Raw genomic sequence first — 13174 nt, 5'->3', positions numbered from 1 at the left:
CGGTGGCGGTCACCCCGACGCTGGAGGCCAGGTCCCAGGTATCTCCGTCGCTCCTCCCGGAAGCCATGCGCTGTCCCCTCATTCCGTCGAGCCGGGTCGTCTTGAGAAGTGCGTATTTTTCAAGATTTGGCTTGGCTTGCCGGGCTCGGAAAGTTCGCAACCAGAGGGTGGTCGATCTCCCTGCCCCGACGATGCCGAGCCGGTGGTGTCTGCGCGTTCTGTTCGATCAGGGCTGATCAGTGGACCGTAGCGGACACCCGCTTCCGTCCCGCTAAAGTGAGAGCGGTGACCGCTCGTTTGCCTCGCAACCGGCGTTCCGACGCCCGGGACAACCGCGCCCGCATCCTCGAGGCCGCCCGCTCGACGTTCGTCACCGATGGCCTGGACGCGCCGATCCGGGAGATCGCCCGGCGAGCCGAGATCGGGCCCGCGACCGTCTACCGCCACTTCCCGACCAAGGAGGTGCTGTTCACCGACGTGTTCACCGAGCAGAACCTCGCATGGCGATCCATTTTGGACGAAGGGCTCGCCACCCTTGATCCCTGGCACGGCTTCTGCCTCGCGGTCGAGAAGCTCTGTGAACTGCAAGCACGCGACCACGGCTTCACCGCGGCCTTCAAATCCACCTTCCCGCACGCGATCGACTTCGCCGCGAACCGCACCTCCTCGCTGATCTCCGCGGCCGAACTGATCCGCCGTGCCAAGGACACCGGTCACCTGCGCCCCGACGTCGTCTTGGACGACCTCGTCCTCATGATCATGGCCAACGACGGCATCCACGCGGGTACACCGGCAGCACGAATCGCGGCCTCCCGGCGCTTCGCCGCGGTCATGATCCGAGGATTCCACGCGTCGCCGGCGTCCTCGCCACTGCCGCCCGTACCGCGACACGGACCAAGAGGCGGAATCGCACGGTGATCGAGCGTCGAACGCCCGGTCACCGTCTCCTCGGTGAATGCCGACGCCCGGTCGAATCAGCCAGCAGAGCTGCTTTCGCCGGTAAGCCCCGGTGGTTCGACCTCCCTCCAGCACCACGGCAGACTCGTCCGGCGTGTCATTCCGTGGTGAGAACGCCGAGGAAGGCGGTCGCCACGGGGTGGCGTTGGCGCGCTGGGTCATGGGCGAACGGGAGCATCACGACCGCGAGGCCCGGCGCGTGATGTGGCTCGCGGTGGCCGGCGGTTGCGCAATCCCGCGCAACCAGAGTGCAAAACTGGGCATGGCACCCAGCGAGATGAGGTAGGCGAAGCCAACGACGTGCCAGGTCAGCCTCACGCTCGCCGCCGCACCGGACACCTTCGAAGCCGCCATGTCGATCAACACGCTGGGGTACAACACGTCCATCGCGCTCGGGGCGTTGTTCGGCGGACTGGTCGCCGACGATTTCGGTGTCGACGCGGCCGTCTGGTTCGGCGTCGCGCTGACGGCGGCTTCGGTCCTCGTCACGCTCGGCACCCGGAGCACGACGTCGAGCTCCGTCGAAGAAGACGAACTGGCCGCCGGTGAATGAGCCGATACCCGGGAAGGAGCTCGAGTCGACGAGACGGGTGCGTAACCGGCGGTACAGTGGGCACTTCGTCGGGTTTCCGCACACCAGCCGCGCTCCTCCCTCGCGCGGAACGGGCGGCTTCCAAGCCCGCGACTCACCCGCAGCCGGAGGTTCGGATGGACCTGATCCACATCCGGGCGGTGAGCCCGCCGGACCTCACGGACCGCACCGTAGCTCTGCTGCGCGCCGAGCCGTGCGTCCTCAACCTCATCGTGCAGCCCGGCAGCGTGCGAAACCCCGACGGCGACGCCATCGAGTGCGACGTGCTGACCGGAGCCGCGAACGAAGTGTTGCGCGGCCTGCGAAATCTCGGCATCGACCACCACGGCTCGCTCGTCCTCACGCCGGTCGATCTGGCGTTCTCGGAACGCGCGGCGAAGGCGGGAGCCGAGGAGCTCGGCACCCGGGCGCGGGCCCCGGTGTGGGAACAGGTCGAGGCCCGGATCCGGGGCGAAGGCAAATATCCCCCGAGCTTCTACCTCTTCCTGGTCGTCGCCGGCGTCCTCGCCGCGGTCGGCATCATCACCAACTCGCAGATCCTCATCATCGCGGCCATGGTGGTCGGACCGGAGTACGGCGCCATCTCCAGCATCGCGCTGGGGATCGACCGGCGCTCCTGGCCCCGGATCCGGCGTGGGCTCAGGGCGCTGGTCGTGGGCTTCCTGCTGGCCATCGCCGCCACGTTCCTCTTCAGCGTCCTCGTCCGAGGACTGGACCTGCAGCCGAAGGCGTTCGAGCTGGGCTTCAGGCCGGTGTCGAACCTGATCGACACGCCCAACTTCTTCTCGCTCGTGGTGGCGGTGCTGGCCGGCGTCGTCGGCATCGTGTCACTGAGCGAGGCCCGGACGAGCGCACTGCTCGGGGTCTTCATCTCCGTCACCACGATCCCGGCGGCGGCCGACATCGGCGTGTCGTGGGCGTTCGCCGCTGCGCGGGAGGCTTGGGGGTCGCTGTTCCAGTTGCTCCTCAACATCGTCGTGCTCATCCTGGTCGGGACCGGCACGCTCAAGTGCCAGCGGGCGATCTGGCGGCGGGTCAGCCGGCAGCGCGATCAGCGTGCGAGCAGCGGAACGGCCGAGGGCTGAAGAGCGAGGATCGGGGGGCCGGCCGCGTCGCCGCGAGAAAAATTTTCCGAAACCGTGTTGATCCGCGGGCCGCTCGTTCGACACAGGGGGGCGAGGGCCGAGACGCGGCCCCGCCGGATGAGGAGAACACGATGCCGAAGTACATGCTGATCATGCGGGGTACCGACGAGTCGAACGCGGCGATGATGGCGAACATCGAGGAACTGATGGTCACGACCCGCCGGTACATCGAGGACCTGGTCAAGGCCGGCGTCTTCCTCGCGGCGGAAGGACTGGACGCCGCGAGCGACGGCGTCGTGGTCGACTTCAGCGGCGAGACCCCGGTGGTCACGGACGGGCCGTACGGCGAGACCAAGGAGCTGTTCGGGGGCTTCTTCCTGATCGAGGTCGCGTCGAAGCAGGAGGCGGTCGAGTGGGCCAAGCGGGTCCCGGCGGCACCCGGGTCCAAGATCGAGATCCGACGGGTTCCCGGGGAAGAAGAGGTTCCGCAGGTCGACGCCTGATCGGGCAGGACAAAGCCATGAGCACTGCCGATGTCGAGGCCGTCTGGCGGATCGAGTCGGCGCGGATCGTCGCCGCGCTGACCCGGTTCACCGGCGACTTCGGGCTGGCCGAAGACGCGGCCCAGGAGGCGGTGGCCGAGGCCCTGGTGTCGTGGCCGCTCGACCCGCCGGCCAATCCGGCCGGCTGGCTGAGGGCCACGGCCCGGCGGCGGGCCATCGACGCGATCCGCCGCCGGACCGCCCTGCGGGATCGCTACGCCCTGCTGGCGGCCGCCCCGGAAACCGACGACGACCTCGACCCCGACCGGATCGACGACGACGTCCTCGCGCTGATGTTCATCAGCTGCCACCCGGTGCTCTCCCCCGAGGCCCGGGTGGCACTGACGCTGCGCGTGGTCGCCGGCCTGTCCAGCGAGGAGATCGCCCGCGCATTCCTCGTCCCCGTGCCGACTGTGCAAGCCCGCATCACCCGCGGCAAGAAGACGATCGCGGCCGCGGGGGTGCCGTTCGAACTGCCGCTGGCCGGCGAGCGCCGCAACCGGCTGGGCGGCGTGCTCAGCGTCATCTACGTGATCTTCACCGAGGGGTCGACAGCCACGTCGGGCGACCGGCTGCTGCGTCCCGACGTCGCGTACGAGGCGATCCGGCTGGCCCGCACGCTGGCCGCGCTGCTGCCGCACGAGCCGGAGGTGCACGGCCTGCTCGCGTTGTGCGAACTGACCGCCGCGCGCTTCCCGGCGCGGACCGGCCCGGACGGTGCGCCGATCCTGCTCGAGGACCAGGACCGGCGCCGGTGGGACGTCTCGGCGATCCACCGCGGACTGGCCGCGCTGGCCAAGGCCTCGCCCCGCGGCCTCGGCCCCTACGGCCTGCAGGCCGCGATCGCCGCCGCCCACGCGTCGGCGCCGTCGGTGGAGGCGACCGACTGGGACCGGATCGTGGTGCTCTACGAAGCCCTGGGCCGGGTGGCGCCCTCGCCGGTGGCCGAGCTCAACCGGGCCGTCGCCGTAGCTATGGCCTCGGGCCCCGAGCAAGCACTGGCCATCGTGGACGACCTCGTCGCCGCCGACCGGCTCCCCGGCTCACACCTGGTCCCGACCGTCCGCGGCGAACTGCTGGCCCGCCTCGGCCGGCACCCGGAGGCGCGCGCCGAACTGGAACTGGCGGCGAAGCTGTGCGCCAACGACCGTGAACGCTCGGTACTGCTGCGCAAGGCGGCCGCGCTGGACTGAGTTCTCCTGCTCGGCCAGTGCCGGCGCCGCGCGGTCCTGATCTCGGGCAGCCCGCTGACGTCGATCGCACCGGCCGCCGGTGCGAGTCGTCGACCGGATCGCGACGGGAGCAGGTGCAGGGGTTCTCGATCCGGCGGCCGCGGGTGGTCGTGTCGAGCCGGTCGGCGATGCGGTGCGGCGGCGGGCCGCAATCACTCGCCCTGACCGCCGGCGAAGCGGTCGGTGGCGGCGATGATCGCCGCGGTCATGCTGCCGCCGCCGTGGCCGGTGTCGTCGAGCACGACGAGTTCGCTTCCGGGCCAGGCCCGGTGCAACGCCCAGGCTGTGCCGAGTGGACCGCTGACGTCGTACCGCCCGTGGATCAACACGGCCGGAATCCCGTGGAGCCGCTCGATGTCACGCAGAATCTGCCCCTCGTCGAGAAAGCAGCCGTGGGACCAGTAGTGGGTCACGATGCGGGCGATGGCCAGCTGGAATGCCGGGTCGGCGACCGACAGGGACGGTGCGGCGTCGGGGGCCAGCGACATGTGCGTGTCCTCCCACTCGCACCACCCGCGGGCGGCCTCGGCGCGGACGTCGGGGTCGGGATCGTGGAGCAACCGGCTGTAGGCGGCCGACAGGTCGCCGTCGCGTTCGGCGGCGGGCACGCCATCGCGGAACCGTTCCCACTCGCGCGGGAAAACGCGGCCCATGTCACGGGTGATCCAGTCGGTCTCGCTCCGATTGCCGTTGGTCACGGCTGCGAGCACCAATTCGGTCACCCGCTCCGGATGTGCCTGCGCGTAGGCGAGAGCGAGGGTGACGCCCCACGAGCCACCCTCCACCAGCCAGCGCTCGATTCCCAAGTGGACCCGCAGCGCCTCGATGTCGGCGACAAGGTGCTGGGTGGTGTTCGTCGACAGGTCGACGACCGGGTCGGTCGCCGAAGGGGTGCTGTGCCCGGAGTTGCGCTGGTCGAACACGACCACGCGGTAGCGGTTCGGGTCGAACAGGCTCCGGTATCGCGGAGAGCTCCCCGAGCCGGGACCGCCGTGCAGCGCGACGGCCGGTTTGCCGTTGGGGTTACCCGACACCTCCCAATACAGCGAATGGCCGTCGCCGACTTCCAGCATGCCTGACTCGTGGGGCTCGATCGATGGATAACGCCGGTCGGATGTACTCGCCATACCGGCATGATCGCGTACCGGCGCGGCGCAGGACACCGTGGCGTCTACCTGGCCGACCGGGTGCTCGCCCTGTCGCTCTCCCCCGTTACCGTCGTGCAGACGCTGAAGACGGGCCTGCCTTCGCCGCGGGACCAGATCACCAGCCGGGGCGGCGACTCCTGCGTACGCGGGGCCCACCTCATCCGGCGCTGAGGGGATTTCGTGGACGACCTGCTGGAGATCGCCGGCGCGCTGCTGCCCGGCGTCCGACTCGACTCGGCGCGCTTGGCCGCCGACGGCAACGTCCACCACGTGCTGCTGATCCCGGGCGTCGCCGCCGTCCGGGTCAGCAAGCGTCCCCTGGCCGCTTCGGCGATGCCCGCGCGCGTGGCGGTGTTGCGGCAGCTGGCCTCCGCGGGTCTGCCGTTCCAGGTGCCCGAGCCGCTGACGCCCGTCACCGTGTTCGGCGATCGGGCCGCCGTCGCCGTGTCGTGGATCGACGGCGTCGCCCTGCCCGAGGGGGCCGGCGATCCCGTTCAGGTCGCCGAGGTCCTGGCTGCCGTCCGGGCCGTGCCCCTTTCCCCGGAGCTGATGGGCGTTCTGGACGGCCGGGGTGCCGGCCGTCCCTGGTCGGAGCTCATCACCGACGAGGTGCTGCCCCGCCTGCCTTCCCGTTGGCAGCAAGAGGTTCGCCGTCGGCTCGACGCCGCGCTGGCCCTCGACCCCGTGCCCGATGCCTTGGTGCACGGAGACCTCGGCGGATCCAACGTCCACTGGTCGGCCGACGGCAAGCTGGTCGGGATCCTGGACTGGGACCTGGCCATGCCCGGCGACCCCGCCATCGACGCGGCCCTGATGGCTTGGCACGGCTGGGACAACGTCCGGCAGGCCGTTTCCGCGCAGACGTACCGGCGGGCCCGGGTGTGGGACGCCCTGCTCGGCGTCGGCCACCTCGTCGCCACCATGAACGGCCGGGCGCTAACCAACCCCGACGGCTTCCTCGCGGCGGTCCTCCCCTGGCTCGAAGCCACCACCTCCGAGAGTCCCGCCTAGCGGTCAAGGTTTGCGGGCGACTCCGCCGACCATGATCCGCTGCGCGACGTTCGGGGGATTGAGCAGCGGTCCGTCCGGCCACCAGTCGATCAGCGGCACGATCTCCGGGACCCGATTCGGCCCGGGTGGGATGAGTTCGGCCTCGTGGAACAGCTCGCGGATCTCGGCCTTGGTGCGGGCGATCACGCCCTTCAGCGAGCCCGACCGCAAGACTTCCTGGAGTTCCGCGATGGCCTTGTCGTCGCCGGATCCGTCGCTCGGGTCGACGAGGTGGGAGATGACGACGTACGAACCCGAGGGCAACCGCTTCACGAATTCCGCCGTGACCTCGGCGGGCCGGCCCCGGTCGCCCTTGTGGTGGTGCAGCGTGGCGACGAACAGGACGGCGATCGGCTGGTCCCAGTTCAGGTGCGTTCGCACGGTGTCGTCGTCGAGGATGCTCTCCGGCTCGAAGATGTCGGCCTCGACGTAGCGCGTGCGGTCGTTGTCTTCGAGCAACACGCGGCCGTTCGCGGCGACGATCGGGTCGTAGTCGGTGTAGACCACCTTCGACTCGGCGTTGATCCGCTGGACCACCTGGTGCACGTTCTCCGCGGTCGGCAGCCCCGACCCGCAGTCGAGGAACTGGGTGATGCCCGCGTTGGTCGCGAGGAACCGGCACACGCGGATCAGGAACGCGCGGTTCTCCCGTGTCGCGTCCGCGATCTCCGGCATCGTGACCATGATGCTCTCGGCTACCTTGCGGTCCGCCTCGTAGTGGTCTTTCCCGCCGAGCAGGTAGTCGTAGACGCGGGCGACGCTGGCCCGGGTGGGGTCCACCCCAGGAGGAGCGTTGAGCTCATCCGCCACAGGACACCATCCTCCTCGGAATCGTGGCTTTCGCCACACACAGTGTAGTCATTGGTCCGGACGTCAGCGCGCCGGATCGCCCGCGGGCCAGCGTCGGTGTCGCCGTTCGAGTGACTCGACCGCGTGAATCCCGCCGGCTGCACCGGTGACGATCGGAGCGGGCCTGGTCAGCACCCCGGAACCGCCACCACGCGGGGCCGCTCAGGTGAGCATCGGCTCGATCGGGAACGGCCGGTAGCCCGCGATCTCGGGGACGTCGAAGTGCTCGAACACCCCACTCCGCAGGTGCCACCGGATGATGCGGTGGGTCGACACGTGGTGGGGCTGGGAGAAGACCAGTGTTTCGGGCGTTTCCCAGATCGGGGCGAACGGCGGGGTTTCGCCGACTTCGCAGCCCGCGGGGAGCGGGTGCTCGGTGGTCGTCCCGGTGGCGAGGTCGAGCAGCACCACGGTGGGCCCGTTGTGCCGGAACGAGTACACGCTCGCGCCGCCCGGGACGAAACGGCCGGGCGGAGTGCCCATCGTCTGGCGCCGCTCACCCGATGCCGTGAACGCCGTCGGTCCCTCGGCTTCTTCACGGACAGTGGCGCCGGACAGCGGGTCGAGCCGGTGGACCGGCGAGGCGAGTTCCAGGGGTTCTCGGCCCGGTACCCAGCGAGAGGTGGTGAACGTCCCTCCGCCCGGCCGCGTGAAGAAGTGGACAGCACCGTCGTGGATGTCCAGGACGTGGCGCGTCAGGTTGCCGGACTTCGGCAGGCTCCGCAGTTCTTCCGTTGTCACGTCGAAGAGATGCACCTGGTCCCACGGTCGCCGGCCGGTGCGCATCTGGACGCCGGCCAAGTACCGGCCGTCCGCGCTGCGAACGGGCCGGAAGCCCAAGTCCACCGGAAGCCGGCGCGTGGCCCCGTCCCAGGTCATCAGGTGTCCTCGCCCACCGGAGGCGGCGACGTAGATGCCGGCCCTGGTCTCGAACGCGCGGTAGCGGTGATCGCTCTCGACCCGGCCCAGGACCACGGGCTCCCCCGCACGCCACACCACGACCGTGCCATCGCCGGCAACGAACCCCACGCGCGGCGGCGCGCCGGACACGGTCACCGGCTCCGCGCGGCGAACGCTCCGCGCGACCAGCCGTCGAACCGGCGCGGCCCGTGGCGCCGGGCGGGGAAGCGCGCCGTGACGGCACCGTTCGCCCGGCGGATCAGCCTGTCGCTGACCGCGAACTCGAGCAGCGGTTCGACGGTTTCCGCGGGGACAGCCAGCAAAGCGGCCAGCTCCTCGACGCGCGCCGGATTCGACCACGCGGCGATGCTGGTGACATCGGACGCGAGCCAGCTGTACGCGGTGCGAAGTGCGCCGGCCTCCACTCGGGCTCCCACTGTGCCCGGCAGATCGAGCACTTCCGTGGCCGGCCGCGGCGTTCCCGCTGAGAACCCCCCGGCGCCGTCGTCCACGAGCAGCCCCGCGGCGACCAGCAACGGAATCGCGTCCCGGCGGGTACGCGGCGGATCGACGCCGAGCTGGGCGCACACGCTGTCCGGCGGCTGGGCAGTACCGGGCAAGGGTTCGTCGAGCCACCCGTCCGGTCGCTGCACACCGGCGAGCGTGAAGAACCACGACACTTCGACGACGTGGTAACCGAGCACCTCCCGCCAGCCCGGGTCGGGCCGGTGAACCGCCGCTCGCGTGCGGGTGAGCCACCGCGGCGGCTCCGGGGTGCCCGGCTCCGGTCAGAACTGGATCAGCCAGACGTCACCTGCTTCGCCGTCCTCCGCGGTCTTCCGGCACACCCGGACGCGAAAGAGCCCCTTGGCACCCAGATCCAGCTCGTCGCCGTAGGTGCCGCCAGTCAGCTTCGCCAGGCTCACGATCCCCGAGCGGCTGTGGAACGGCGTCTCGACGACCTCTTCCCAGTCCCCGAGCCGCACTCCGGGCGGTCCGTCGTGCGCCTCCCAGCGAATTGCTTGGTACGGATCACCGGTCGTGCCGTGCAGCCAGCCGTCGCCCGCCGTCGCGACCGTGCCGGACAACGCCGTCGTCGCGAGCTCGCCGAGCAGCTCGTTGCCCAGTGCCGGCAAACCGTCCGCGCGGTGGACGTCGCGGAGCACCACGGTGCCGTGGTCGGGCAGGTACTCGTCGTCTTCGCAAAACCCCAGAAGCGTCACGTCGGGGACGCTATCGCCGCGGACCGACAATTCAGGGCCGTCCGCTGGTTCTCCGGCTCGGATCGCCGCCCTGCCAACCAAAACCCCACCGGATCATCGACGAGTCACGGTCACCTGTCGCTCACACCCGGCTCTCGGCTCGGGAGCGAGCGAGGGAGGCCGAACGACGGGAGCACCGTGTTCTCGAACCGGGTCATGGCCCGGATTCCGTCGCGGGTGAGGGTGAGGACGTACAGGCCCGTCCCGTGGCTGACGCCGTTCGGAGTGCGCAGGTAGGCGCCGAACGCGGGCTGGCCGTTGGCCCGAGTCGGCACGAGGTCGAACCTGCGGCCCGCGCCGAACAAGGTGGTGAAGAACCCGGCGACGACGGCACGGCCCTCGTATTCGAGCGGTAGTGGTGGCATCGACACGAACACGTCGTCGGTCAGGAGTGCCACGAGCGCGTCGATGTCGGCGGACTCGTAGGCGCTGACGAACTTCGCGACGATCGTTTCCTCGGCGGACGAGCCTGCGGACGGCGATTCGCGGTCGGTGCCCGGCAACCGTCGGCGCTGCAAGCCGGCGCGCGCCCGTTTGAGCGCGCTCTTGACCGAGTCGACCGTCGTGTCCAGCATGCCGGCCACCTCGTTCGCCGGGAATCCGAGGACGTCGCGCAGGATGAGCACGGCAAGCTGGCGCGGCGGCAAGGCTTGGAGAGCGGTCACGAAGGCCAGGGAGATGGATTCGGTTTGCTCGTACCGGGCCTCCGGGCCGAGCGGCACGGTGATCGCGCCTTCGAGCAAGGCGTCGGGATACGGCTCGAGCCAGACGACTTCGCCGAGCCGCGTCGGCTCAGGCGGCTCGACCCCGGGAACGTCCCACGCCTTGGCGGGGCGCCGGCTGGCCGCGCGAAGCACGCTGAGACACCGGTTGGTGGCGATCCGGTAGAGCCAGGTGCGGATCGACGCACGACCGTCGAAGCCGCCCAGACCCCGCCAGGCGGCCAGCAACGTGTCCTGCAGGGCGTCCTCGGCGTCCTGGAACGAACCGAGCATCCGATAACAGTGCACCTGCAGCTCACGGCGGTGCGGCTCGGTCAGCGCGCGGAACGCTTCCCCGTCGCCCGCCCGCGCCCGGCTGATCAGGTCCGCTCTCACCGGCTCCACGATGACCACCTCGTCTCCCGCGTCTCGTCGCGCTTCCACCTCGTGGTGACGCCGGGCGAAGGCGGAAGGGGGCGGTCGACGAGCGCCCCTTTTCCGGACATCGCGGCGTCTGCCCGAGTGGCCGCCGACAACACCAAGATAGGAGAAGGAAAATGGGGAAGATCGTGATCAGCGAGAACGTCTCGCTCGACGGAGTCATCCAGGACGACCCGACCGGCGAGGACGGCGCCGGGCGCGGCAGCTGGTTCACCCGGATCAGCACCAAGGACCGCGAAGAGTGGGCCGAGGTCGAGTTCAAGGAGGCGCTGGGAGCCGACGCCCTGCTGATGGGGCGGCGCAGCCACACGTGGTTCGTCGAGCGTGGCTGGGCTTCCCGCACCGGCGAATGGGCGGACAGGCTGCGGAGCCTGCCCAAGTACGTCGTCTCGTCCTCCGCCCTGGAACGTCCCGAGTGGACCAACTCGACGGTCCTCACCGGCGATCCGGTGGCGGCGGTCTCGAAACTCAAGCACCAGGTGCCCGGCGAGATCGTCGTCTACGGCAGCGGCCGGCTCGTGCACACGCTGGTGGACCACGGCCTCGTCGACGAACTGCGGTTGATGACCTACCCCGTCGTGGTCGGAGCGGGCGAGCGGCTCTTCGGCGCGACCGGCGGCGTGAAGCCCCTGCGCCTCGTCGACACCCGCACCATCGGCGACGCGCTCGTTCTCCTGACCTACCAACCCGTTCACGAAGGCTAGGCCTCGGTTGCGCGGGACCGGTTCCGGCCGGGCGGTTGCGGCGATCCGTCGCCGTCCGTTGAGAAGCGGCGGAAACCACGTCCGCACAGCCAGCCTCCCGTCGCGCGCTGCTGAGCGCTGGCAGACCTTCAAATCCGGGTGGGGTATCAACCTCTTGACGAGATGTGATTTCAGACACACTCTGTAGAGAAGTGTGAGGGAGCCCGTCGAGCGCAGACCGCCTCGGAGCCCCTCGCGCAGGGGAGGTCCATGTGGGGACCACATCGGGCGGGCAGCCACCGCCAAGCGATTCTTCCCAGCAGCCGGGCGATCCCGCCCAGCAGATCACCTACGCCACCCCGAGCACCGGTCGCACCGTGCTCGTCGCGGCGACGGCGGCGCTCGGCGGCTTCCTCTTCGGCTACGACACCGCGGTGATCAACGGGGCCGTCAAAGCCGTGGGCGAAAACTTCGCCGCGTCACCCTTCGTCCTCGGCTTCGCGGTCGCCGCGGCGCTGATCGGCTGCGCGATCGGCGCCTGGTTCGCGGGCGCGATCGCCGACCGCTACGGGCGCATCCGCGTCATGTGGCTCGCGGCGATCGCGTTCGCCATCAGCGCACTGGGCAGCGGGTTGGCGTTCTCGATCTGGGACCTCGCGTTCTGGCGGCTGATCGGAGGTCTCGGTGTCGGTGCGGCCTCCGTGATCGCGCCCGCCTACATCGCGGAGATCTCGCCGGCCTACCTGCGTGGCCGGCTGGGTTCGCTGCAGCAGCTGGCCATCGTGACGGGCATCTTCGTCGCGCTACTCGTGGACTACGCACTGGTCGCCGGTTCCGGCGGTGCGTTGGATCCCCTGTGGTTCGGGCTCGACACCTGGCGGTGGATGTTCCTGTCGCTGCTGATCCCCGCCCTCGCCTACGGCCTCCTGGCCCTGACGATCCCGGAGTCCCCGCGGCACCTGGTCCAGAAGCAGCAGCTGGCCAAGGCGGCCGAGGTGCTGCGCCGGTTCGTCGGCGGCGACGTCGACGCGAAGATCGCGGAGATCGTCCGGACGCTCAGGGGAAAGACGGAACGCACCGGCTTCGTGACCATCCGCGGCCCCAAGCTGGGGTTGCTGCCGATCGTGTGGGTCGGCATCGGGCTGTCGGTTTTCCAGCAGTTCACCGGCATCAACGTGATCTTCTACTACTCGTCGGCTCTCTGGCAGGCGGTGGGGTTCAGCGAGCAGAACGCACTGGCGATCACCGTGATCACATCGGTGACCAACATCCTCACCACGGTCATCGCCATCGCACTCGTCGACCGGATCGGCCGCAAGCCACTGCTGCTGATCGGCTCCATCGGCCAGTTCGTCTGCCTGGGCGTCCTCGCGATCCTCTTCGGCACCGCGCCGATCGTGAACGGCACGCCGGACCTGGGTGCGGCCGGGCCGGTCGCGCTGATCGCCGCCAACGTCTACGTCGTGTTCTTCGGGGCGACGTGGGGCCCGGTGGTGTGGGTGCTGCTCGGTGAGATGTTCAGCAACAAGATCCGCGCCATGGCCCTGTCCGTCGCCGCGGCGGCGCAGTGGCTGGCCAACTTCCTCATTTCGACGACCTTCCCGGCGCTGTCGGATGTCGGGCTGGGTCTCGCTTACGGCGTCTACACGTTCTTCGCCTTCGTGTCGATCTTCTTCGTGATCAAGTACGTCAAGGAGACGAAGGGGCGGGAGCTGGAGGAGATGGCCTGACG

At 69.9% G+C, this 13174-nt stretch carries 14 protein-coding genes; 8 read left to right on the top strand and 6 right to left on the bottom strand.

The genetic code is table 11. The features are described from left to right. The first annotated feature begins 126 nt into the window (after positions 1-126). The 5 genes from ACIA77_RS48530 to ACIA77_RS48510 all read left to right on the top strand — a co-directional run bounded on the left by ACIA77_RS48530 (position 127) and on the right by ACIA77_RS48510 (position 4369). Positions 127-918 carry a TetR/AcrR family transcriptional regulator gene (locus ACIA77_RS48530; protein ID WP_395892999.1) on the top strand — a complete coding sequence of 264 codons (792 nt, stop codon included), beginning with the start codon at positions 127-129 and terminating at the stop codon, positions 916-918. 391 nt (positions 919-1309) lie between these two features. Next, on the top strand, positions 1310-1510 hold the full coding sequence (locus ACIA77_RS48525) for a hypothetical protein (RefSeq protein WP_395892998.1): 201 nt from the start codon (positions 1310-1312) through the stop codon (positions 1508-1510). Positions 1511-1665: 155 nt separating this feature from the next. Next, positions 1666-2634 carry a DUF389 domain-containing protein gene (locus ACIA77_RS48520; protein WP_395892997.1) on the top strand — a complete coding sequence of 323 codons (969 nt, stop codon included), beginning with the start codon at positions 1666-1668 and terminating at the stop codon, positions 2632-2634. A 131-nt stretch (positions 2635-2765) separates the two neighbouring features. Continuing rightward, positions 2766-3137, top strand: coding sequence for a YciI family protein (locus ACIA77_RS48515; protein WP_395892996.1), 372 nt, complete (start codon positions 2766-2768; stop codon positions 3135-3137). 17 nt (positions 3138-3154) lie between these two features. Then, positions 3155-4369, top strand: a complete 1215-nt coding sequence (locus tag ACIA77_RS48510) for an RNA polymerase sigma factor (RefSeq protein WP_395892995.1) — start codon at positions 3155-3157, stop codon at positions 4367-4369. A gap of 191 nt (positions 4370-4560) precedes the next feature. On the opposite strand, the gene pip is transcribed toward ACIA77_RS48510, so the two are convergent. Then, entirely contained in the window at positions 4561-5535 is a 975-nt protein-coding gene (gene pip / locus ACIA77_RS48505; RefSeq protein ID WP_395893003.1) for a prolyl aminopeptidase, read from the bottom strand. A 201-nt stretch (positions 5536-5736) separates the two neighbouring features. Between pip and ACIA77_RS48500 the strand changes: the two genes are divergently transcribed. Then, positions 5737-6567 (top strand): phosphotransferase family protein, encoded by an 831-nt coding sequence (locus ACIA77_RS48500; protein WP_395892994.1) that lies wholly within the window; start codon positions 5737-5739, stop codon positions 6565-6567. 3 nt (positions 6568-6570) lie between these two features. Here the strand turns inward: ACIA77_RS48500 and ACIA77_RS48495 are convergent, their stop codons facing one another. The 5 genes from ACIA77_RS48495 to ACIA77_RS48475 all read right to left on the bottom strand — a co-directional run bounded on the left by ACIA77_RS48495 (position 6571) and on the right by ACIA77_RS48475 (position 10714). Continuing rightward, positions 6571-7416, bottom strand: coding sequence for an SAM-dependent methyltransferase (locus ACIA77_RS48495; RefSeq protein ID WP_395892993.1), 846 nt, complete (start codon positions 7414-7416; stop codon positions 6571-6573). A 201-nt stretch (positions 7417-7617) separates the two neighbouring features. Beyond that, positions 7618-8511, bottom strand: a complete 894-nt coding sequence (locus ACIA77_RS48490; protein WP_395892992.1) for a hypothetical protein — start codon at positions 8509-8511, stop codon at positions 7618-7620. Then, the gene (locus tag ACIA77_RS48485; RefSeq protein WP_395892991.1) at positions 8508-9059 is read right to left on the bottom strand and encodes a hypothetical protein; all 552 of its coding nucleotides are present in this window, start codon (positions 9057-9059) and stop codon (positions 8508-8510) included. The genes ACIA77_RS48490 and ACIA77_RS48485 overlap by 4 nt, the downstream gene beginning before the upstream one ends. 84 nt (positions 9060-9143) lie before the next feature. Next, complete coding sequence (locus tag ACIA77_RS48480) at positions 9144-9578, bottom strand: hypothetical protein (RefSeq protein ID WP_395892990.1); 435 nt, start codon at positions 9576-9578, stop codon at positions 9144-9146. Between the two features lie 110 nt (positions 9579-9688). Beyond that, the gene (locus tag ACIA77_RS48475) at positions 9689-10714 is read right to left on the bottom strand and encodes a sigma-70 family RNA polymerase sigma factor (protein ID WP_395893002.1); all 1026 of its coding nucleotides are present in this window, start codon (positions 10712-10714) and stop codon (positions 9689-9691) included. A gap of 161 nt (positions 10715-10875) precedes the next feature. Here ACIA77_RS48475 and ACIA77_RS48470 point away from each other — a divergent pair, with 161 nt between their 5' ends. Both ACIA77_RS48470 and ACIA77_RS48465 read left to right on the top strand, forming a co-directional pair. Beyond that, entirely contained in the window at positions 10876-11463 is a 588-nt protein-coding gene (locus ACIA77_RS48470) for a dihydrofolate reductase family protein (protein ID WP_395892989.1), read from the top strand. Between the two features lie 251 nt (positions 11464-11714). Next, positions 11715-13172 carry a sugar porter family MFS transporter gene (locus tag ACIA77_RS48465; RefSeq protein ID WP_395892988.1) on the top strand — a complete coding sequence of 486 codons (1458 nt, stop codon included), beginning with the start codon at positions 11715-11717 and terminating at the stop codon, positions 13170-13172. Positions 13173-13174: the final 2 nt, after the last annotated feature.

It is taken from the genome of Amycolatopsis sp. NPDC051903, assembly GCF_044452505.1.
In the GTDB taxonomy this organism is placed as follows: domain Bacteria; phylum Actinomycetota; class Actinomycetes; order Mycobacteriales; family Pseudonocardiaceae; genus Amycolatopsis.
The sequence above is the reverse complement of the archived record's forward strand: the minus strand, read 5'-3'. Positions and strand labels throughout refer to the sequence as shown.

What these genes read in the sequence shown, in the direction of transcription:
- ACIA77_RS48510 (WP_395892995.1), top strand. Translation starts at nt 3,155, where the DNA reads ATGAGCACTGCCGATGTCGAGGCCGTCTGGCGGATCGAGTCGGCGCGG.
- ACIA77_RS48520 (WP_395892997.1), top strand. Translation starts at nt 1,666, where the DNA reads ATGGACCTGATCCACATCCGGGCGGTGAGCCCGCCGGACCTCACGGAC.
- pip (WP_395893003.1), bottom strand. Translation starts at nt 5,535, where the DNA reads ATGGCGAGTACATCCGACCGGCGTTATCCATCGATCGAGCCCCACGAG.
- ACIA77_RS48470 (WP_395892989.1), top strand. Translation starts at nt 10,876, where the DNA reads ATGGGGAAGATCGTGATCAGCGAGAACGTCTCGCTCGACGGAGTCATC.
- ACIA77_RS48515 (WP_395892996.1), top strand. Translation starts at nt 2,766, where the DNA reads ATGCCGAAGTACATGCTGATCATGCGGGGTACCGACGAGTCGAACGCG.
- ACIA77_RS48525 (WP_395892998.1), top strand. Translation starts at nt 1,310, where the DNA reads ATGTCGATCAACACGCTGGGGTACAACACGTCCATCGCGCTCGGGGCG.